We start from the raw sequence: 15191 nt of genomic DNA, 5'->3' as shown, positions 1-15191 counted from the left end.
TTTTTTATGTCTGAAATGGAAAAACAGCACTTTTTCTCGGTCAATGATTAGGATAAGTTATAACTTAAAAATTAATCAACAACTAAAGCTTATGCTTGTAGCTAAGTGAAATCATTGATTAAGAGACTTGTACTTTTCAATGACTTTTTGCCGCAAACCCTATGTAGCTTGGCTGCAAGACCAAGCAGCAAAACTGCGATCGCCTGATCGCAATACTTTAGATTGGCAAACTTTAGCCGAGGAATTAGAGGAAATGGTGGATGAACGCAAATACAAAGCAGAAAGCTTTCTTTTCTTATTCAACTCCTCAGTCACCTGCTACTTTACGCCTACTGGAATCATCCTTACTACCTACCCCACTGGACAGACGAGATAGATAATTTCAGATTAGAATTGAGCTTGCTGTTTCGCTCTCAGGTAATCTACAATCATGCCTTAGAACGGTTTGGTTATTGTTATCAAAAAGCACCGGGAAAAGCGAGTCGCAAAAGTGGATTAACTTTACCAGTTGACTGTCCTTGGACAATTGAGAAAATTCTTGATGAAGATTGGTTACCTGGTTAATACATACTCAAAAATAATGCTGTTTTTGAAAGGATTAATATCGCTGTTAAAGTTGGGATTTTTAGTGACTGAATGATGGGAGGCCGACAAAAAACCCCGCCGTTAGCGGGGGACATGGCATAGTTTTCCTGTGATGCCTAGCTAAGACTTACACCCCGTAAACGAAGTCAGCATTAGTCATGCCAGCTGCGGCAACAGCCCCAACATTGGCAATTAGGTAACTATCGACGACGTCGGAATCGTTATACCAGATGTCGCCGTTGCTAGTGTTGACGTAGATGCCGGAGGAGTCTCCCAATGCTCCCCCAGTCAACCCAGCTCCCTGGAAGAACTGGGCAGCGTCAAGGACACTTCCGTCCACGTTACCACTATTAAAGAGCAGACCCTTGATCCCCGGATTAATGGCACCGGTCAAAGTGCTGTCAAGACTGTTCGCCAGAATGATCGTGTCAGCGGGTACAGAGAAGTCGGTGATCAGATCACGGTTCGCTACGTTGTCGAGCCTGAAGAAATCGTTTCCAGCACCACCAGTAAGAGTATCCAGACCCAGGCCACCATTGATGGTGTCGTTACCAGCTTCACCGAAGAGGGAATTATCCGCAGTGTTCCCAGTGATGGTGTCATTGCCAGCAGTGCCAATTAGATTTTCGATGCTGACCAATGTATCTGTAAAGACAGAATTACCGGGGAAACTAACTACACCCGTTGATAAATTAGCATTGATCGGTCCCCAATAGAAAGCATAGGATGTCGTGTCATTTCCCAGACCCCCATCAATGGTATCAAAACCAAATCCACCATCTATCCAGTCATTACCGGCACCGCCAAATAATTTGTCGTTACCATCGCCACCATTGATGGTGTCGTTGCCAGCTTCACCGAAGAGGGAATTATCCGCAGTGTTCCCGATGATTGTGTCATTGCCAGCAGTGCCAATTAGATTTTCAATACTGATCAATCTATCTGTAAAGACAGAATTACCAGGGAAACTCACTACACCCGTTGCTAAATTAGCATTGATCGGTCCCCGATAGAAAGCATAGGATGTCGTGTCATTTCCCAGACCCCCATCAATGGTATCAAAACCAAATCCACCGTCTATAAAGTCATCACCAGTGCCGCCAAATAATTTGTCGTTGCCATCGCCACCATTGATGCTATCGTTGCCAGCACCACCATTGAGGGAATTATTCGCAGTATTCCCGATGATTGTGTCATTGCCAGCAGTGCCAATTAGATTTTCGATGCTGACCAATGTATCTGTAAAGACAGAATCACCGGGGAAACTCACTACACCCGTTGATAAATTAGCATTGATCGGTCCCCAATAGAAAGCATAGGATGTTGTGTCATTTCCCAGACCCCCATCAATGGTATCAAAACCAAATCCGCCGTCTATAAAGTCATCACCAGTGCCGCCAAATAATTTGTCGTTGCCATCGCCACCATTGATGGTGTCGTTGCCAGCTTCACCGAAGAGGGAATTATTCGCAGTGTTCCCGATGATGGTGTCATTGCCAGCAGTGCCAATTAGATTTTCAATACTGATCAATCTATCTGTAAAGACAGAATTACCAGGGAAACTCACTACACCTGTTGCTAAATTAGCATTGATCGGTCCCCAATAGAAAGCATAGGATGTCGTGTCATTTCCCAGACCCCCATCAATGGTATCAAAACCAAATCCACCGTCTATAAAGTCATCACCAGTGCCGCCAAATAATTTGTCGTTGCCATCGCCACCATTGATGCTATCGTTGCCATTATAGCCATAAATGGTATCATCCCCCCAGAGTCCAAAATACCATCCAGTGACTCCGGCTGATGCCGAAGATGGAGTAATGATGTTATTCAAGCCATTTCCGGTAACTAGGGGCATAATTTAGTCCTTCTTAAAATTACATAATTTACACCCTGTGCCACTGTATTTTTAGTCTTGATTGCCAAGGCTTTCAGAAATCGGCAGAGATAAAGTATCCTCTGGACCCCTGATTCTGTCGTTTTTAGTTGCACATTGCGTAATTGTTGCCATTGTACGGCCAAAAGTCTAGAATGGTCATTAATTTTTGTGCATGGTCGGGTCTTCTAACCGAAGGCATTGACGAAAAGCACATCGTATCTGTCCTAGAGGCACTATGAAAAAGCTTAAGCAATACTGGACTGCTGAGGCACTGGAAAAAGACTTAGGCGATCCTCTCAATCCCGATAACCCTCTATCCTACAAGCGGGTGATCGAAATTGATGAGAGCGAAGAATTTCCCCACGAGGAAATTCGCTGGTTATACGACTGGAAACTCCAACACTACTACATTCCCACGGATTGCGGCGGTGAATTTACCTCTTTTGAGGAATTTGTCGCTTTTGTGCGGGTACTTTCCCGACGGGATCAAACTATCGGTATCGCTTTTACTACCCTATTCTGGTCGTTTTTAAACTGGATGGCGGGAACCCCAGAACAGAAACAGAAGCTCGCCCGTTTTATCATGGATGACTATGGGGCGATGTGTCTGGGTTACTCGGAAAAGGAACACGGCAGCGATCTGATCAATGGTGATCTGACCGCGACGAAGGTGGAAGGAGGTTATATTCTCAATGGGGAGAAATGGCCGATTAACCGGGCGACTATCTCTGGAATTTCCTTTATTTTGGCGAAAACCGATGCTAACGGCGGTCCGAAGTGTTTAACCCTATTTATGGTAGATAAACGGCAATTAGACCCCGAAAAATACTATAATTTGCCGAAAATATACACCCATGGCGTGCGGGCCTCGGATATGAGTGGCATTGGTTTTAAGGATTGTTTCGTCCCTGATTCCATGCGTTTACGCGAGGAGGGAGACGGTTTAGAATTAGCCCTGAAAGGTTTCCAAATCACCCGAATGTTGTGCGCTGCTTTTTCCCACGGGGCAGCCGATACCGCTTTAAGAACTACCCTCGGTTTTGCAGTTAATCGAGTAATTTATAACAAAAATGTGATGGATTTACCCCAACCCCGGCGCACTCTCGTGGATGCTTTCCTTGACATCCTCATTTGCGATTGCGAGACGATTCCGGCTGCGAGAGGTTTTCATATTATCGCCGAACAGTTTAGCGTCTGGGCTTCGGTGGTAAAATATTTTGTTACTGTCCGTCTGGAGGAGATGGTGAATAGTGTTTATGTGGTCTTGGGATCGCGTTTTTATATGCGAGAAGAACACGAATTCGGCATCTTCCAGAAGCTACTGCGGGATAATTCGATTATCAGTATGTTTGACGGCAGTTCGATCGTCAATCTTCATGCTTTAATCCTACAATTGCGTCCTTTAACCAAATATCGGGCTAAACGCAACTCGCGCACCATGTCGGCGTTAAAAACCCGTTTAGAGACGATTTTTAGCCTAGAAAAGTTGGTTCCTCCCTTTGAACCCAATAATTTAGAATTATTTGGCCGGGGAATGGATGATTCCCTGCAAGGTTTAGAAATTGCCCTTGATATGCTCGAAGGATTGAAAAATTCTGACGAAGTGGACCCGGAGATATTAGAAAATCTATTGATGTTGGGTAATTTAGTTTTAGAGGAACTAAATGCTCACGATGAACAGATTAGTCAATCGAAATTCGAGTATGGTCACGACCAATCACCCGAATTGTTCGAGATTGCCAAGAAATACTGCACTTTACACGCCGCTTCTGCTTGTTTACACACTTGGCTTTATAATCGTTCTATCTTGGGGGAATTTTTTGCCCGGGGGGAATGGTTGGTGTTGAGTTTACACCGATTACTGCGAACTCTGCGGCCGCTGCCTTACACTCTATCTGAGGTGTATGTAGAAAATGTTGCCCAAGAATTGCTGAAATTATATCAAGAAAATCAACATTTTTCGATCGCCCCTTTTCAATTAGCCCATTCACAAACTACCGAGGAAAAAACCCATGAACTCCAGCTCCAATCTTAATAATCTGGTACAAAATTGGTTAGTTAAACAGTTAGCCGATCAGTTATCTTTGGATGCCAAAACGATTAATGTGACTGAACCTTTAACCCGTTATGGTTTAGATTCGATCGATGCAGTAACGATGGTGGGTGATCTAGAAGATTGGGTCGGTCAAGAGTTACCTTCTACCCTTTTCTGGGATTATTCTACTATTGAAAAAGCGTCTCTTTTCCTAGTAGAAAACTACGATCTTTCTAATCTTTCCGGTGAGGAAACCCCCGCACAAGTTGCCCCCGTCGCTGAAAAAGCTGAACCGGCCGTTAGTGGTGGCAAGGGTTGGAGTTTATTCGGTCGTCGTTAATTTTAGGTGTAGGGTGGGTTAGGCGACGACAATTTATGCTAGGGAAAATTATCTAGTATTCGCCGTAACCCACCTATATTAGTTATCAATTGGCTCTGTTCTATACTCACCAGTATAGGAATTGCTAAGTACCTAAACAAAATTAATTACCCATTTCTCCGTAAAGCAACAATCGCTGTATTTCTTTTCTGTTGCCCGTTCCGCAGTTCTGGAGTTCCCTCTCACCACTAGGAAATTTATTTTGTACGACTACTTATAAATTGAAATATACAAAAAAGGGCGCTCAATTGAGTGCCCTTTTCTCCTACTAAATAACAAAAATTATCTCAAGATATACACCAGTAAAAACAGGATAATCCAGACCACATCGACGAAATGCCAGTATAATTCTGCCGCTTCGACACCAAAATGAGATTGACTAGAATAGTGGTCTTTTTGACGAGAACGCCAGAGGACAGATAGAATCAGCACTAAACCGAAAGTAACGTGGAGACCGTGGAATCCAGTTAAGGCATAAAAAGCGCTGGTGAAAACATTAGTTGTCAGACCGAATTCAGCGTGATAATATTCGTATCCTTGACCACAAAGGAAGATAATTCCCATTAGGGCAGTAATACCGAACCACAATTGTAAACCGGCGTTATTATTTTGTTTAATCGCCTTTTGTCCTATGTGCATAACAAAACTACTGGACACCAGAATAATCGTGTTAATTGTCGGTAGGGTTAATTCTAATTCTGGCGTGCCGGCGGGGGGCCAAACGGGTAACATGGTACGGTAGAACAAGAAAGCGGCAAATAAGCCTAAAAAGATGGAACTTTCCGCCACTAGAAACAAAACCACACCGAATAAGCGATGATCCGGGTGGCCATGATGTCCGTGTTCCACCGTTTCCTGATGATAATTGACAGAGAGTTGAGAATCTTCGAGCGTTGAACCTTGCATGATTGAATGTCCTTAGTTTACACGGGAGACGGGAAGCTTTTTTCAGTGATCAGTGATCAGTGATCAGTGGGAAGTGGGAAGTGGGAAGTGGGAAGCTTTTTTTCAGTGATCAGTAAACAGTGAACTGATAACTGATAACTGATAACTGATAACTGATAACTGATTATTGGGATTCTGCACCCACTTCAGCGAGGAGATCTTGTACTGATTCCTCTGCTTCCGATTCCTCCATATCAATACCGTAATCGTAGGGGCCAGACCAAAGAATCGGCATTTCCTCGAAATTCTCGATAATTGGGGGGGAGGAGGTTTGCCATTCTAGGGTTAAAGCGCGCCAAGGATTACGACCGGCGGGTTGACCTTTAAAGGCACTCCAGACCATATTAATAGCGAAGGGAATACTCGATATACCGAGAATATAAGCCCCTGCGGTACTAAGAACATTTAAATCCTGAAACTGCACATCATACAGGGCAATACGACGGTTCATACCCAATAATCCCAATTCGTGCATCGGCATGAAAGTTAAATTCAAACCGATAAAACTGAGAACAAAGTGGATACGACCGAGAGTCTCGTTATACATCCGTCCGGTCATTTTCGGGAACCAATGGTAAACGGCAGAAAATAAGGCCATTGCCGTACCACCAAATAGTACATAATGGAAGTGACCGACGACAAAATAAGTATCGTGGACGTGGATATCGAAGGGAACAGAAGCCAACATAATCCCAGTCAAACCACCGATGAGGAAGGAAGACAGGAAACCGATCCCAAATAATAAAGACGTATTGAGACTAAGTTTACCCCCCCAAAGGGTGGCACACCAACTAAAGATTTTAATACCCGTGGGAACGGCGATTAACATAGTTGCCGCCATGAAAAACATCCGTAACCAACCGGGGGTGCCGCTGGTGAACATATGGTGGGCCCAGACGATTAAACCCAAGAAACAGATGGTGAGACTGGAATAGGCGATCGCTCGATAACCAAAAATCGGTTTACGGGCGTGAACCGGTAATATCTCCGAGATCGTGCCGAAAAAGGGCAAAATCATGATATAAACGGCAGGATGGGAGTAAAACCAGAACATATGCTGATAAACCACCGGATCGCCGCCGCCGGCGGGGTTAAAAAAGCTCGTGCCAGCGATTAAATCAAAGGACAAGAGAACGAGAGCAGAAGCGAGAACGGGGGTGGAAAGCAGTACCAGAGTCGAGGTGGCCAGCATTGCCCAACAAAATAGCGGCATACTGTACAAATCCATCTCAGGAATCCGCATTTTCAGGATCGTGGTGATGAAATTAATCGAGCCTAAAATCGAAGAAGTCCCGATCAATAAAAGGCTCAAAATCCACAATTCTTCCCCCCATTTGCCGCTAATTAAGCTTAGAGGTGGGTAGGAAGTCCAACCGGACTGGGGTGCGCCGACAAAGAAACTGGATAATAATAGCAACCCGCCGGGGGGATTCAGCCAGAAAGCCACAGCGTTAAGACGAGGAAAAGCCATATCTTCCGCCCCAATCATCAGGGGAATGAGATAATTGGCAAAACCCGCCCCAACCGGAACGATCCAAAGAAAGATCATGATCGTTCCGTGCATGGTCATGAATTGGTTATATAGTTCTGGGGAGACAAAGTCGGGGTCGGGGGTGGCTAATTCCGTCCGCAGCACTTCCGCAAAAGCACCGCCAATGAAGAAGAAAAGAAAAGCAGTCACCAGATATTGAATCCCGATGACTTTATGATCGGTGCAGAAAGTAAAGTAATCGGTCCACTTGCGGTGATGGATCACCTCGGGAACGGTTGCTGGGGTGGTTATTTCCGTTGATGCTGTCATAAGGCCAAGATTTTAGATGACAAGAAAAATTACATTTGCTGCTGATGGGCAACTTGGGCGAGGATTTCACCGTTTATGCCCATTTCTTCGGTGTAGGGGGTTAAATATTGACTATCAGAGCGATCTTTAGCGGTCATAGCTACGGTTCGATCGCTGTCAACTTCGGCGATCGTGTTATCCTGCACCCATTGGTCGTAATCCCCTTGGGAGTGAACCACAAAGCTAGATTTCATACCGCCGTGATAGGCCCCGCAAAGTTCTGCACAAATGATCGGATATTGACCAATTTGGTTGGATGTGAACGATAACACCGTTTCCTGTCCGGGGATAACGTCCTGTTTTAGACGCAATTGGGGAACCCAGAAAGCATGGATCACATCCCCTGCTTCCATATTCAGTTGCACGGGACGATTGACGGGAGCGTGCAGTTCTCCGGAAACAATGCCGGTTTCGGGATAGGTGAAGATCCAAGCGTATTGAATACCTTTAACATTGACCACTAGGGGGGGAACTCCTTCACCATCGTAGGAATTGCCGATACCTAGGGCTACTCTGCGATCGCCGCCCAGGGCCATCATCGTGCCGTGGTGATGACCGTGGTGGGCGATTTCTCCTTTGTCACCCTTGGAAATCAAGGGATCGAGACCGCCGATATTGTTATAAATCTCGAAGCTATAGACGGCAAGGATAAAAACGATTACCGTCGGGATGGCTGTCCAGAAGATTTCTAGGGGGACATTGCCCTCCACTGCAGGCCCGTCGGTTTGATCCCCCGGTTTACGGCGAAAGCGAATCACTATATAGATAATCACGCCTTCAACTATTAAAAATAGTCCCGTGGCGATGGTCATCATCAGATTAAAGATATTATCTATCTCCTGAGCATCTTCGGAAGCGGCCACAGGCATTAAGCCATGATTTTGGCCATACCAGAGACTAATTAAGGTTAAGGCGATCCCGAGTACGAGCGTCAGGATACTGCTGGGAATTTTCACGGTCTTTTCAATATTTTTAATAGTGGCTACTTATTCAAGGCTAAAACATGATTCCCCTATAGATGGGAAATTTAACCAGCATCTTCTGAGAATTTTATCTTTTCTTTGGGATCGTTTTCAGGGAAAGTATTTTAAATAACTAATTTTTATATCTTATTCTGAGTTTATGTAAACAAATGTAACGGAAATGGCCAGAAATCTAAAGAATATCTAAAAGGTTTTACCTGTCGTAAAAAAACTCATTCACAGTGATAACTAACTGGCAAACAAGGCCATGATCTTTGATGACAGACTTCTTGAGAACAGGCAAACCGATGACCGAATCTGTTTTTAACCCGACACCCCTAAGAGAAACCGGCAATATTCAGGTGTGGATGCGCCGCTTAGTCTGGAAAATTGCGATCGCTACTTTCGCCCTCATGGTGGTGGGCGCTGCCACCAGAGTTATGAACGCCGGTTTAGCTTGTCCCGATTGGCCCCTCTGTTACGGTCAATGGATTCCCAGTCAGCAGATGAATCTACAGGTATTTCTGGAGTGGTTTCACCGTCTGGATGCCTCTTTGATCGGGTTTAGTACGATCGCTCTCGTCGGTCTGTCTTGGTGGTATCGTCGCCATCTTCCTACTTGGCTGTTGCCCTCTGCGATCGCTGCCTTGGCTCTAATTCTCCTGCAAGGAGTGCTGGGAGGATTAACCGTCACCCAATTACTGCGATTTGACATCGTAACGGCTCATTTAGCCACAGCTTTGCTCTTTTTCTCCACCCTAATCGTCATTGCTATCGGTCTGACTCCCTACCGTGGCACAGGTACGGTCGGAAAACTAACTGGGATGGGAATGATCGCCACCGCTCTAGTTTATCTGCAATGTCTCCTCGGCGGTCTCGTCGGTTCCCGTTGGGCAGCCCATCAGTGTTTAACAGTTTCCCAACTCTGCACGGTGATGAATAGCCACATTATCGGGGTTTTTCCCGCCACTATCTCGGTGTTAACCCTAGTTTTCTTCGCTTGGCGAACTGCCGCTATCCATCCTCTCCTCAAAAAACTAGCTTTTAGCGCCGGGGGATTAGTCGCCCTACAGGTGTTTTTAGGCGTTGCCACCCTGAAACTACATCTCCAGGTGGAACCCTTAACCATTACCCACCACAGCATCGGTGCGCTATTGGTGGGAACCCTCGTCGCTTTTACCACTTTTGCCCTTCGCGATCGTTCTTTCGCACCTATAAGCCATCTCTAAGGATTTAATCACGATGACTGGAACTCAAGCCCTTCGCCACCATGATAATTTTTTACAAGTCGCTAAAAGTTATTATCAACTCACTAAACCGCGAATTATTCCTCTACTGCTGATTACCACGGTTGCCTCTATGGAAATCGCCTCTAAAGGTCAGGTTTCCCCCCTCTTACTCTTTCTTACCCTCCTCGGTGGCACTCTCGCCGCCGCAGCAGCTCAAACCTTAAACTGCATCTATGATCGCGATATCGATCACACCATGCTTCGCACCCGCGCCCGTCCCATTCCCTCTGGCCGCGTGCAACCCCTCCACGCCCTCATTTTTGCCCTCGTTTTAGCCTCCCTTTCCCTAGCAATTTTTGTCTTTTTTGTCAATACTTTGAGCGGATTTTTAGCAATGACCGGTATCGCATTTTATATGCTGATTTATACCCATCTGCTCAAGCGTCATAGTGTCCAAAATATTGTTATCGGTGGCGCAGCTGGCTCGATTCCTCCCCTCGTCGGTTGGGCGGCAGTAACGGGCGATCTCGGTTGGATTCCCTGGATTTTATTCGCCATTATTTTCCTTTGGACTCCTCCCCATTTTTGGGCTTTAGCTTTAATGATCAAGGATGATTATGCAGAAGTAGATATCCCGATGATGCCCGTAGTTAAAGGAGAAGAAGCCACTAGCGAGCAGATTTGGCTCTATACTTTAATCGTCGTTCCTTTCACTTTCCTCCTGATTTATCCCTTGGCTGCCTGTGGTGTGGTTTATGGTGTAGCGGCTTTAATTTTAGGGTTTGTTTTCCTGAAAAAAGCTTGGCGATTAAAACAGAATCCTTTTGATCGGGACATCGCTCGATCGCTGTTTAAATATTCCATTCTTTACATGATGTTATTATGTACAGCTATGGTGATCGATAGTTTACCCATGACCTCTCGTCTCCTCGCTACAATTGCCAGTTTATTCCCCTGTAGTTAATCTCAGTTATCAGTTATCAGTAATCAGTAAACAGTTATCAGTACCGATCACCGATTACTGTTTACTGTTCACTGAAAATACTCCCCACTCCCCAATTCCCAATTCCCGACTATTGATTACGACTGAGGGAGTTAATTCGCTCGATTAGTTGGGCTAAGATTTCTTGTAATTGTCGGTCTTGATGTTGGGAAAGGTTGATTTTATCACAGCTATAAATAACGGTGGTGTGATCTTTGCCGCCAAATTCTTCGCCAATGCGCGGTAAGCTTAAATCCGTGTGTTGACGCATCAAATACATCCCAATCTGTCGGGCAAAACTAATTTCTCGCCGGCGGGAATTTCCCTTTAGATCAGCGATCGAGAGTTGAAATTTTTCCGCTACTACCGCCATAATAATCTCAGGAGAAGTGGCAATTTTGGCCATTGGTGGATTTAAAACTGGCGCGATATTTTCTACCGTCATCGGCAATCCAGAGATAGAAATATAAGTAGTAGCCCGGATTAATGCCCCCTCTAATTCGCGAATATTAGAAGTATAATTAAGGGCAATATATTCGATAACTTCTCGTGGGAGACGCAGATTTTCATACTCGGCCTTTTTTTGTAAAATTGCCATACGAGTCTCGATATCTGGTGCTTGGATATCGGCGACTAATCCCATAGAAAAGCGAGAAATTAAACGATCCTGTAAACTGGGAATCTGTTTGGGGAGGCGATCAGAAGCTAAAACCACCTGTTTTCCCGCTTCGTGCAGGGTATTAAAGGTATGAAAAAATTCTTCTTGAGTGTATTCTTTTCCTTCAATAAATTGCAGATCATCCACTAATAATATGTCAGCATGACGATAATGATTACGAAAACTTTCCATACTATCTTGACGGATAGCGGTGATTAAATCATTAGTAAATTGTTCCGTCGATACATAAAAAACCCTAGATTGAGGATATAATTCTAGACGATAATGACCGATCGCTTGCATTAAATGGGTTTTACCTAATCCCACACCACCACAGAGAAAAAGCGGGTTAAATTCGCGTCCGGGTAATTCCGCCACTGCTAAAGCAGCCGCGTGGGCCATGCGATTAGTTGGACCGACAACAAAACGGGAAAAATTATATTTAGGGTTAAGTTTATTACTGGGGGATAATTCTGATTCTAAGCTACTGTTAGGCTGGAAGATAGTGATCGAATCGCCCTGTTGTGCCGTTAGTTGAATCTCGACGGGATAACCGACGATATCCTCCACTACTTCGGCAATTGTTGACAGATAGTTTTTCTGAAGATGGTTAAGAATAAAAGGATTGGCAGCTTGAATTACTAAGCGATCGTTTTGCCATTCTTTAACCGTTGCCGTTTGAAACCAAGTCTCAAAAGCGGGACGGGTTAATAGTAATTTTAGACGCTCTAGGAGATTATGCCAAAGTTGTTGGGTGCTGCTATCCACGGTTAATTTTGATTAACAAAGTTGCTCTAGTGCCGCTGCGGGGAAACCTTATCAGTTTAGCGAGATTTTGCCGTTGACGATAAAATGATTTTCAGAGCGAAACAATTAATCCTTATACAGATGACACAAGTTTTAACAATCACCCAATTAGGAAACCCAATTCTACAGCAAAAAGCACCGGAGATCGATAATCTTCTCGATTCTGACTGTCAAAATTTGATCGATTCCCTGATTACCACGGTGCAAGCTGCCCACGGGGTGGGAATCGCCGCGCCCCAAGTTGCTCGGTCTCTGCGTCTGTTTATCGTTGCTTCTGGTCCCAATCCTCGTTATCCCGACGCTCCGATCATGTCACCCACTGCCATGATTAATCCGCGTATTTTGCAGGTGAGCGAGGAAATGGTCAAGGGTTGGGAAGGTTGTCTCAGTGTCCCCAATTGGCGCGGTTTTGTCCCCCGTCATCAGTGGATTGAGGTGTCCTATTATGGTCGCAATGGTCGGGAAATCCGTCAAATTTTCAGGGATTTTGTCGCACGCATCTTTCAACACGAATACGATCATCTGGAGGGGATCCTCTTTCTTGATCGCCTTGCTTCTCCGGCGGATTTATACTCGGAGGAAGAATACCAAAAAATCAGTAATATTGCTGAATATAAGCGTTAACGGGAGAATTAGTTTGAGCATTTGTACTAAAATTGCCAATACGCAGTTTAAATTCAATACAGCTTAGGCGGGGGATATGATAGTTTTTAGCACCCAACTACACTACTTAGCTAAAAAAACTGATAACTGATAACCCGGGAGAAAATATAATTGTAGCTACCTACCCATTCCAGATTAATTCCTATGGCAGAAGAAACCACCACCCCCGCAACTCCGGCAGCAGAAGCAGAAAAACCGGCTCAACCTGCGGCTGCTAAAAAACCCAAGGAGCCTACCGTCGAGGAAAAACCCTTTGCTGAATTTATCGAGCAGCATTTTCAGCCCGCATTGGCTGCCGCCTTGCAAAAGCTGGGTATAACTGATATAAAGCTGTCCTTTAAACAGGATAAAATTCCCGTGCAGGGCTTTTCTAACTCTCCCTGTTGGCAGTTAACTGGCAATTGGCTCGGGGGAATGCGTCAATTTAGCATTTATTTTTTAGAAGAAGACATCAATGGCAAAAAAGCTTTTTCTCAAGCTGAGGGCGGTGCTAAACCTAGTACACTTGAATCATTTATGATCGATGAAAGGAAAGTTAGTCTTGATTTACTGTTGTTTTACACCCTGCAACGGCTTAACGGTCAAAAGTGGTTGACAAGAAACTAAAATTGCTGGGGATTAGCGATCGAGAAGGGGGGTAAAATGAGCATAGACGACCACTGCTTATCGATCGCTAATAGTAATTATGCGTGTATTTGTACTACTTTTTAACGCAGGCACAGAAAACGAAGGTATCCACACCATTCAAATGGGAGCTATCAATAAGGTGTTGATGTTTGAATCGGAAGATGATGCCACCCGTTATGCGCTGTTGTTAGAGGCCCAGGATTTTCCGACTCCCACGGTAGAGAAAATTGATTCGGAGGAAGTGGCAGAATTTTGTCGCAGCGCTGGCTATCAAGCGGAAATGATTGAAGCGGGTATGTTGGTAATTCCCCCCGAAAGCAATGCCGAGGAGTTGGATTGGCAAAAAGAGGAAGTCCCCCCCGCCGAGGAGGAGTTTTCCGAGATTCCCGATGCGGAGTTAGACAGCATCCGTCGTCGTCTAGAAGGACTTTTGTAATAAACCTCTTGTAAAAATAATACCAATTTTCAATAGTCGTGACTAACATCTGAAAGTGCAATTCCTTTCTCCGAGAGGGATTGCGCTTTGAAATGATCAACTAAGTCTGTCATTACTTTTGAAAAATGATATAATCGAAGATTGTCCTGCTTGGTTAGGAGACAGGATACAGTAGCCAGTAGTCAGGAGTTCAGAGTCAGAAGACAGGACAATAAATCGGCGTTGTTCCCTGTTCACTGATAACTGTTCACTGATAACTGTTTACTGATAACTGTTTACTGAATATGACAACCGTGGGGGAATTGGGCGAAAATTTGGTGGCGGATTGGTTGCAATTACAGCAATGGCATATCCTCCAGCGTCGTTGGCGTAGTGGCGGCGGTGAAATCGATTTAATCGTCTTATCTAAATCTCAGGCGATTCTCGCTTTTGTCGAGGTGAAAACCCGCAGCGCCGGCAATTGGGATTTAGGGGGCAAATTAGCAATCGATGACCGTAAAAAGGGGAGAATTTACGAGGCTGCCCAGATATTTCTCTCCTTTTATCCCCAATGGTCCGATTTAACCTGTCGTTTCGATGTGGCTTTAGTTAGTTGTCAAAAAAGTTCTCTATTAGCTTTACCTGAGTTTTCCCTTGATTATCCCTGTCAGCGACAGGCAGGTTATCAATTGCAGTTACAGGAATATCTCGTGGCGGTTTTCTAAAAACACAATAAGCCCGCCTAGGGAGGCGGGCTTTATCTTGTACAAACGATATGGACTCCTAAAAAATTAACGGACTCAACATAATAGAGGTTTACAGAAACCACAACAGTCTATCTGTCAACTATCAAGATTTCTCAGTTTACCGACTCAGGTGCTGATTACGGCTCACTCCATCTGTCCTATATCGAGCAACAGAGGCGAAACCATACTTTACTTTACAAACTTCGAGAATCTGCGTCCGATTTAGCTGTTGCGTTGAGCTAGAGCAGGCGGCACAGGCTCTAGGTCTTTTTGCCTGAAAGGAAGTTGAGTCGCTTCCCTTGTGCCTTTATGTTTTTAATATAACACCTTTGTCGGGACTCGATCGAGCTTGTGATTAAAGTTTACATTTATTGATTTTTAGCAAAAATTGCCGTTACAAAACTATGGGGTGTGGGGTGTGGGGTGCTGTCTCTTATAC

At 44.7% G+C, this 15191-nt stretch carries 15 protein-coding genes; 10 read left to right on the top strand and 5 right to left on the bottom strand.

Annotated features, from left to right (window positions below):
* The first annotated feature begins 139 nt into the window (after positions 1–139).
* Together IQ224_RS24630 and IQ224_RS24625 are read left to right on the top strand one after the other, a co-directional pair.
* Positions 140–376, top strand: a complete 237-nt coding sequence (locus IQ224_RS24630; protein WP_002748521.1) for a DUF29 family protein — start codon at positions 140–142, stop codon at positions 374–376.
* On the top strand, positions 271–564 hold the full coding sequence (locus IQ224_RS24625; protein ID WP_370583147.1) for a DUF29 family protein: 294 nt from the start codon (positions 271–273) through the stop codon (positions 562–564). The genes IQ224_RS24630 and IQ224_RS24625 overlap by 106 nt, the downstream gene beginning before the upstream one ends.
* A 148-nt stretch (positions 565–712) precedes the next feature.
* Here IQ224_RS24625 and IQ224_RS15150 read toward each other — a convergent pair whose 3' ends face one another.
* On the bottom strand, positions 713–2443 hold the full coding sequence (locus tag IQ224_RS15150) for a calcium-binding protein (protein ID WP_084990094.1): 1731 nt from the start codon (positions 2441–2443) through the stop codon (positions 713–715).
* Positions 2444–2699: 256 nt separating this feature from the next.
* Between IQ224_RS15150 and IQ224_RS15145 the strand changes: the two genes are divergently transcribed.
* Both IQ224_RS15145 and IQ224_RS15140 read left to right on the top strand, forming a co-directional pair.
* Positions 2700–4499, top strand: coding sequence for an acyl-CoA dehydrogenase family protein (locus IQ224_RS15145; RefSeq protein WP_002748503.1), 1800 nt, complete (start codon positions 2700–2702; stop codon positions 4497–4499).
* Complete coding sequence (locus tag IQ224_RS15140) at positions 4477–4839, top strand: acyl carrier protein (protein WP_002748501.1); 363 nt, start codon at positions 4477–4479, stop codon at positions 4837–4839. The genes IQ224_RS15145 and IQ224_RS15140 overlap by 23 nt, the downstream gene beginning before the upstream one ends.
* 321 nt (positions 4840–5160) lie before the next feature.
* Here IQ224_RS15140 and IQ224_RS15135 read toward each other — a convergent pair whose 3' ends face one another.
* From IQ224_RS15135 to IQ224_RS15125, 3 genes are all read right to left on the bottom strand, one after another.
* On the bottom strand, positions 5161–5784 hold the full coding sequence (locus IQ224_RS15135; protein WP_002738397.1) for a heme-copper oxidase subunit III: 624 nt from the start codon (positions 5782–5784) through the stop codon (positions 5161–5163).
* A gap of 163 nt (positions 5785–5947) precedes the next feature.
* Positions 5948–7624, bottom strand: a complete 1677-nt coding sequence (gene ctaD / locus IQ224_RS15130; RefSeq protein WP_002748499.1) for a cytochrome c oxidase subunit I — start codon at positions 7622–7624, stop codon at positions 5948–5950.
* A 29-nt stretch (positions 7625–7653) separates the two neighbouring features.
* Entirely contained in the window at positions 7654–8619 is a 966-nt protein-coding gene (locus tag IQ224_RS15125) for a cytochrome c oxidase subunit II (protein WP_002748498.1), read from the bottom strand.
* A 314-nt stretch (positions 8620–8933) separates the two neighbouring features.
* On the opposite strand from IQ224_RS15125, the gene IQ224_RS15120 reads away from it, so the two are divergent.
* Together IQ224_RS15120 and IQ224_RS15115 are read left to right on the top strand one after the other, a co-directional pair.
* Complete coding sequence (locus IQ224_RS15120; RefSeq protein WP_002748494.1) at positions 8934–9854, top strand: heme A synthase; 921 nt, start codon at positions 8934–8936, stop codon at positions 9852–9854.
* A 13-nt stretch (positions 9855–9867) separates the two neighbouring features.
* Positions 9868–10818: a heme o synthase gene (locus IQ224_RS15115; RefSeq protein WP_002748492.1), complete on the top strand. Its 951-nt coding sequence runs from the start codon at positions 9868–9870 to the stop codon at positions 10816–10818.
* Between the two features lie 109 nt (positions 10819–10927).
* On the opposite strand, the gene dnaA is transcribed toward IQ224_RS15115, so the two are convergent.
* Positions 10928–12262, bottom strand: a complete 1335-nt coding sequence (dnaA, locus tag IQ224_RS15110; RefSeq protein WP_002748490.1) for a chromosomal replication initiator protein DnaA — start codon at positions 12260–12262, stop codon at positions 10928–10930.
* Between the two features lie 84 nt (positions 12263–12346).
* Between dnaA and def the strand changes: the two genes are divergently transcribed.
* The 4 genes from def (at position 12347) to IQ224_RS15090 (ending at position 14731) form a co-directional block, all read left to right on the top strand.
* On the top strand, positions 12347–12925 hold the full coding sequence (def, locus tag IQ224_RS15105) for a peptide deformylase (RefSeq protein ID WP_194033154.1): 579 nt from the start codon (positions 12347–12349) through the stop codon (positions 12923–12925).
* Positions 12926–13108: 183 nt separating this feature from the next.
* Complete coding sequence (locus IQ224_RS15100; protein WP_002744846.1) at positions 13109–13570, top strand: DUF2996 domain-containing protein; 462 nt, start codon at positions 13109–13111, stop codon at positions 13568–13570.
* Between the two features lie 79 nt (positions 13571–13649).
* On the top strand, positions 13650–14027 hold the full coding sequence (locus IQ224_RS15095; protein ID WP_002755488.1) for a DUF3110 domain-containing protein: 378 nt from the start codon (positions 13650–13652) through the stop codon (positions 14025–14027).
* Positions 14028–14311: 284 nt separating this feature from the next.
* Positions 14312–14731 carry a YraN family protein gene (locus IQ224_RS15090; protein ID WP_002744858.1) on the top strand — a complete coding sequence of 140 codons (420 nt, stop codon included), beginning with the start codon at positions 14312–14314 and terminating at the stop codon, positions 14729–14731.
* The last annotated feature ends 460 nt before the right edge of the window (positions 14732–15191 follow it).

Origin of the sequence: Microcystis sp. LEGE 00066, assembly GCF_015207925.1 — a bacterium.
Lineage (GTDB): Bacteria > Cyanobacteriota > Cyanobacteriia > Cyanobacteriales > Microcystaceae > Microcystis > Microcystis ichthyoblabe_A.
This window is presented reverse-complemented; position numbering and strand designations above follow the sequence as displayed.

What these genes read in the sequence shown, in the direction of transcription:
- IQ224_RS15090 (WP_002744858.1), top strand. Translation starts at nt 14,312, where the DNA reads ATGACAACCGTGGGGGAATTGGGCGAAAATTTGGTGGCGGATTGGTTG.
- IQ224_RS15115 (WP_002748492.1), top strand. Translation starts at nt 9,868, where the DNA reads ATGACTGGAACTCAAGCCCTTCGCCACCATGATAATTTTTTACAAGTC.
- IQ224_RS15150 (WP_084990094.1), bottom strand. Translation starts at nt 2,443, where the DNA reads ATGCCCCTAGTTACCGGAAATGGCTTGAATAACATCATTACTCCATCT.
- IQ224_RS15140 (WP_002748501.1), top strand. Translation starts at nt 4,477, where the DNA reads ATGAACTCCAGCTCCAATCTTAATAATCTGGTACAAAATTGGTTAGTT.
- IQ224_RS15100 (WP_002744846.1), top strand. Translation starts at nt 13,109, where the DNA reads ATGGCAGAAGAAACCACCACCCCCGCAACTCCGGCAGCAGAAGCAGAA.
- IQ224_RS15135 (WP_002738397.1), bottom strand. Translation starts at nt 5,784, where the DNA reads ATGCAAGGTTCAACGCTCGAAGATTCTCAACTCTCTGTCAATTATCAT.
- IQ224_RS15120 (WP_002748494.1), top strand. Translation starts at nt 8,934, where the DNA reads ATGACCGAATCTGTTTTTAACCCGACACCCCTAAGAGAAACCGGCAAT.
- def (WP_194033154.1), top strand. Translation starts at nt 12,347, where the DNA reads ATGATTTTCAGAGCGAAACAATTAATCCTTATACAGATGACACAAGTT.
- IQ224_RS15095 (WP_002755488.1), top strand. Translation starts at nt 13,650, where the DNA reads ATGCGTGTATTTGTACTACTTTTTAACGCAGGCACAGAAAACGAAGGT.
- IQ224_RS15145 (WP_002748503.1), top strand. Translation starts at nt 2,700, where the DNA reads ATGAAAAAGCTTAAGCAATACTGGACTGCTGAGGCACTGGAAAAAGAC.
- IQ224_RS24630 (WP_002748521.1), top strand. Translation starts at nt 140, where the DNA reads ATGACTTTTTGCCGCAAACCCTATGTAGCTTGGCTGCAAGACCAAGCA.
- ctaD (WP_002748499.1), bottom strand. Translation starts at nt 7,624, where the DNA reads ATGACAGCATCAACGGAAATAACCACCCCAGCAACCGTTCCCGAGGTG.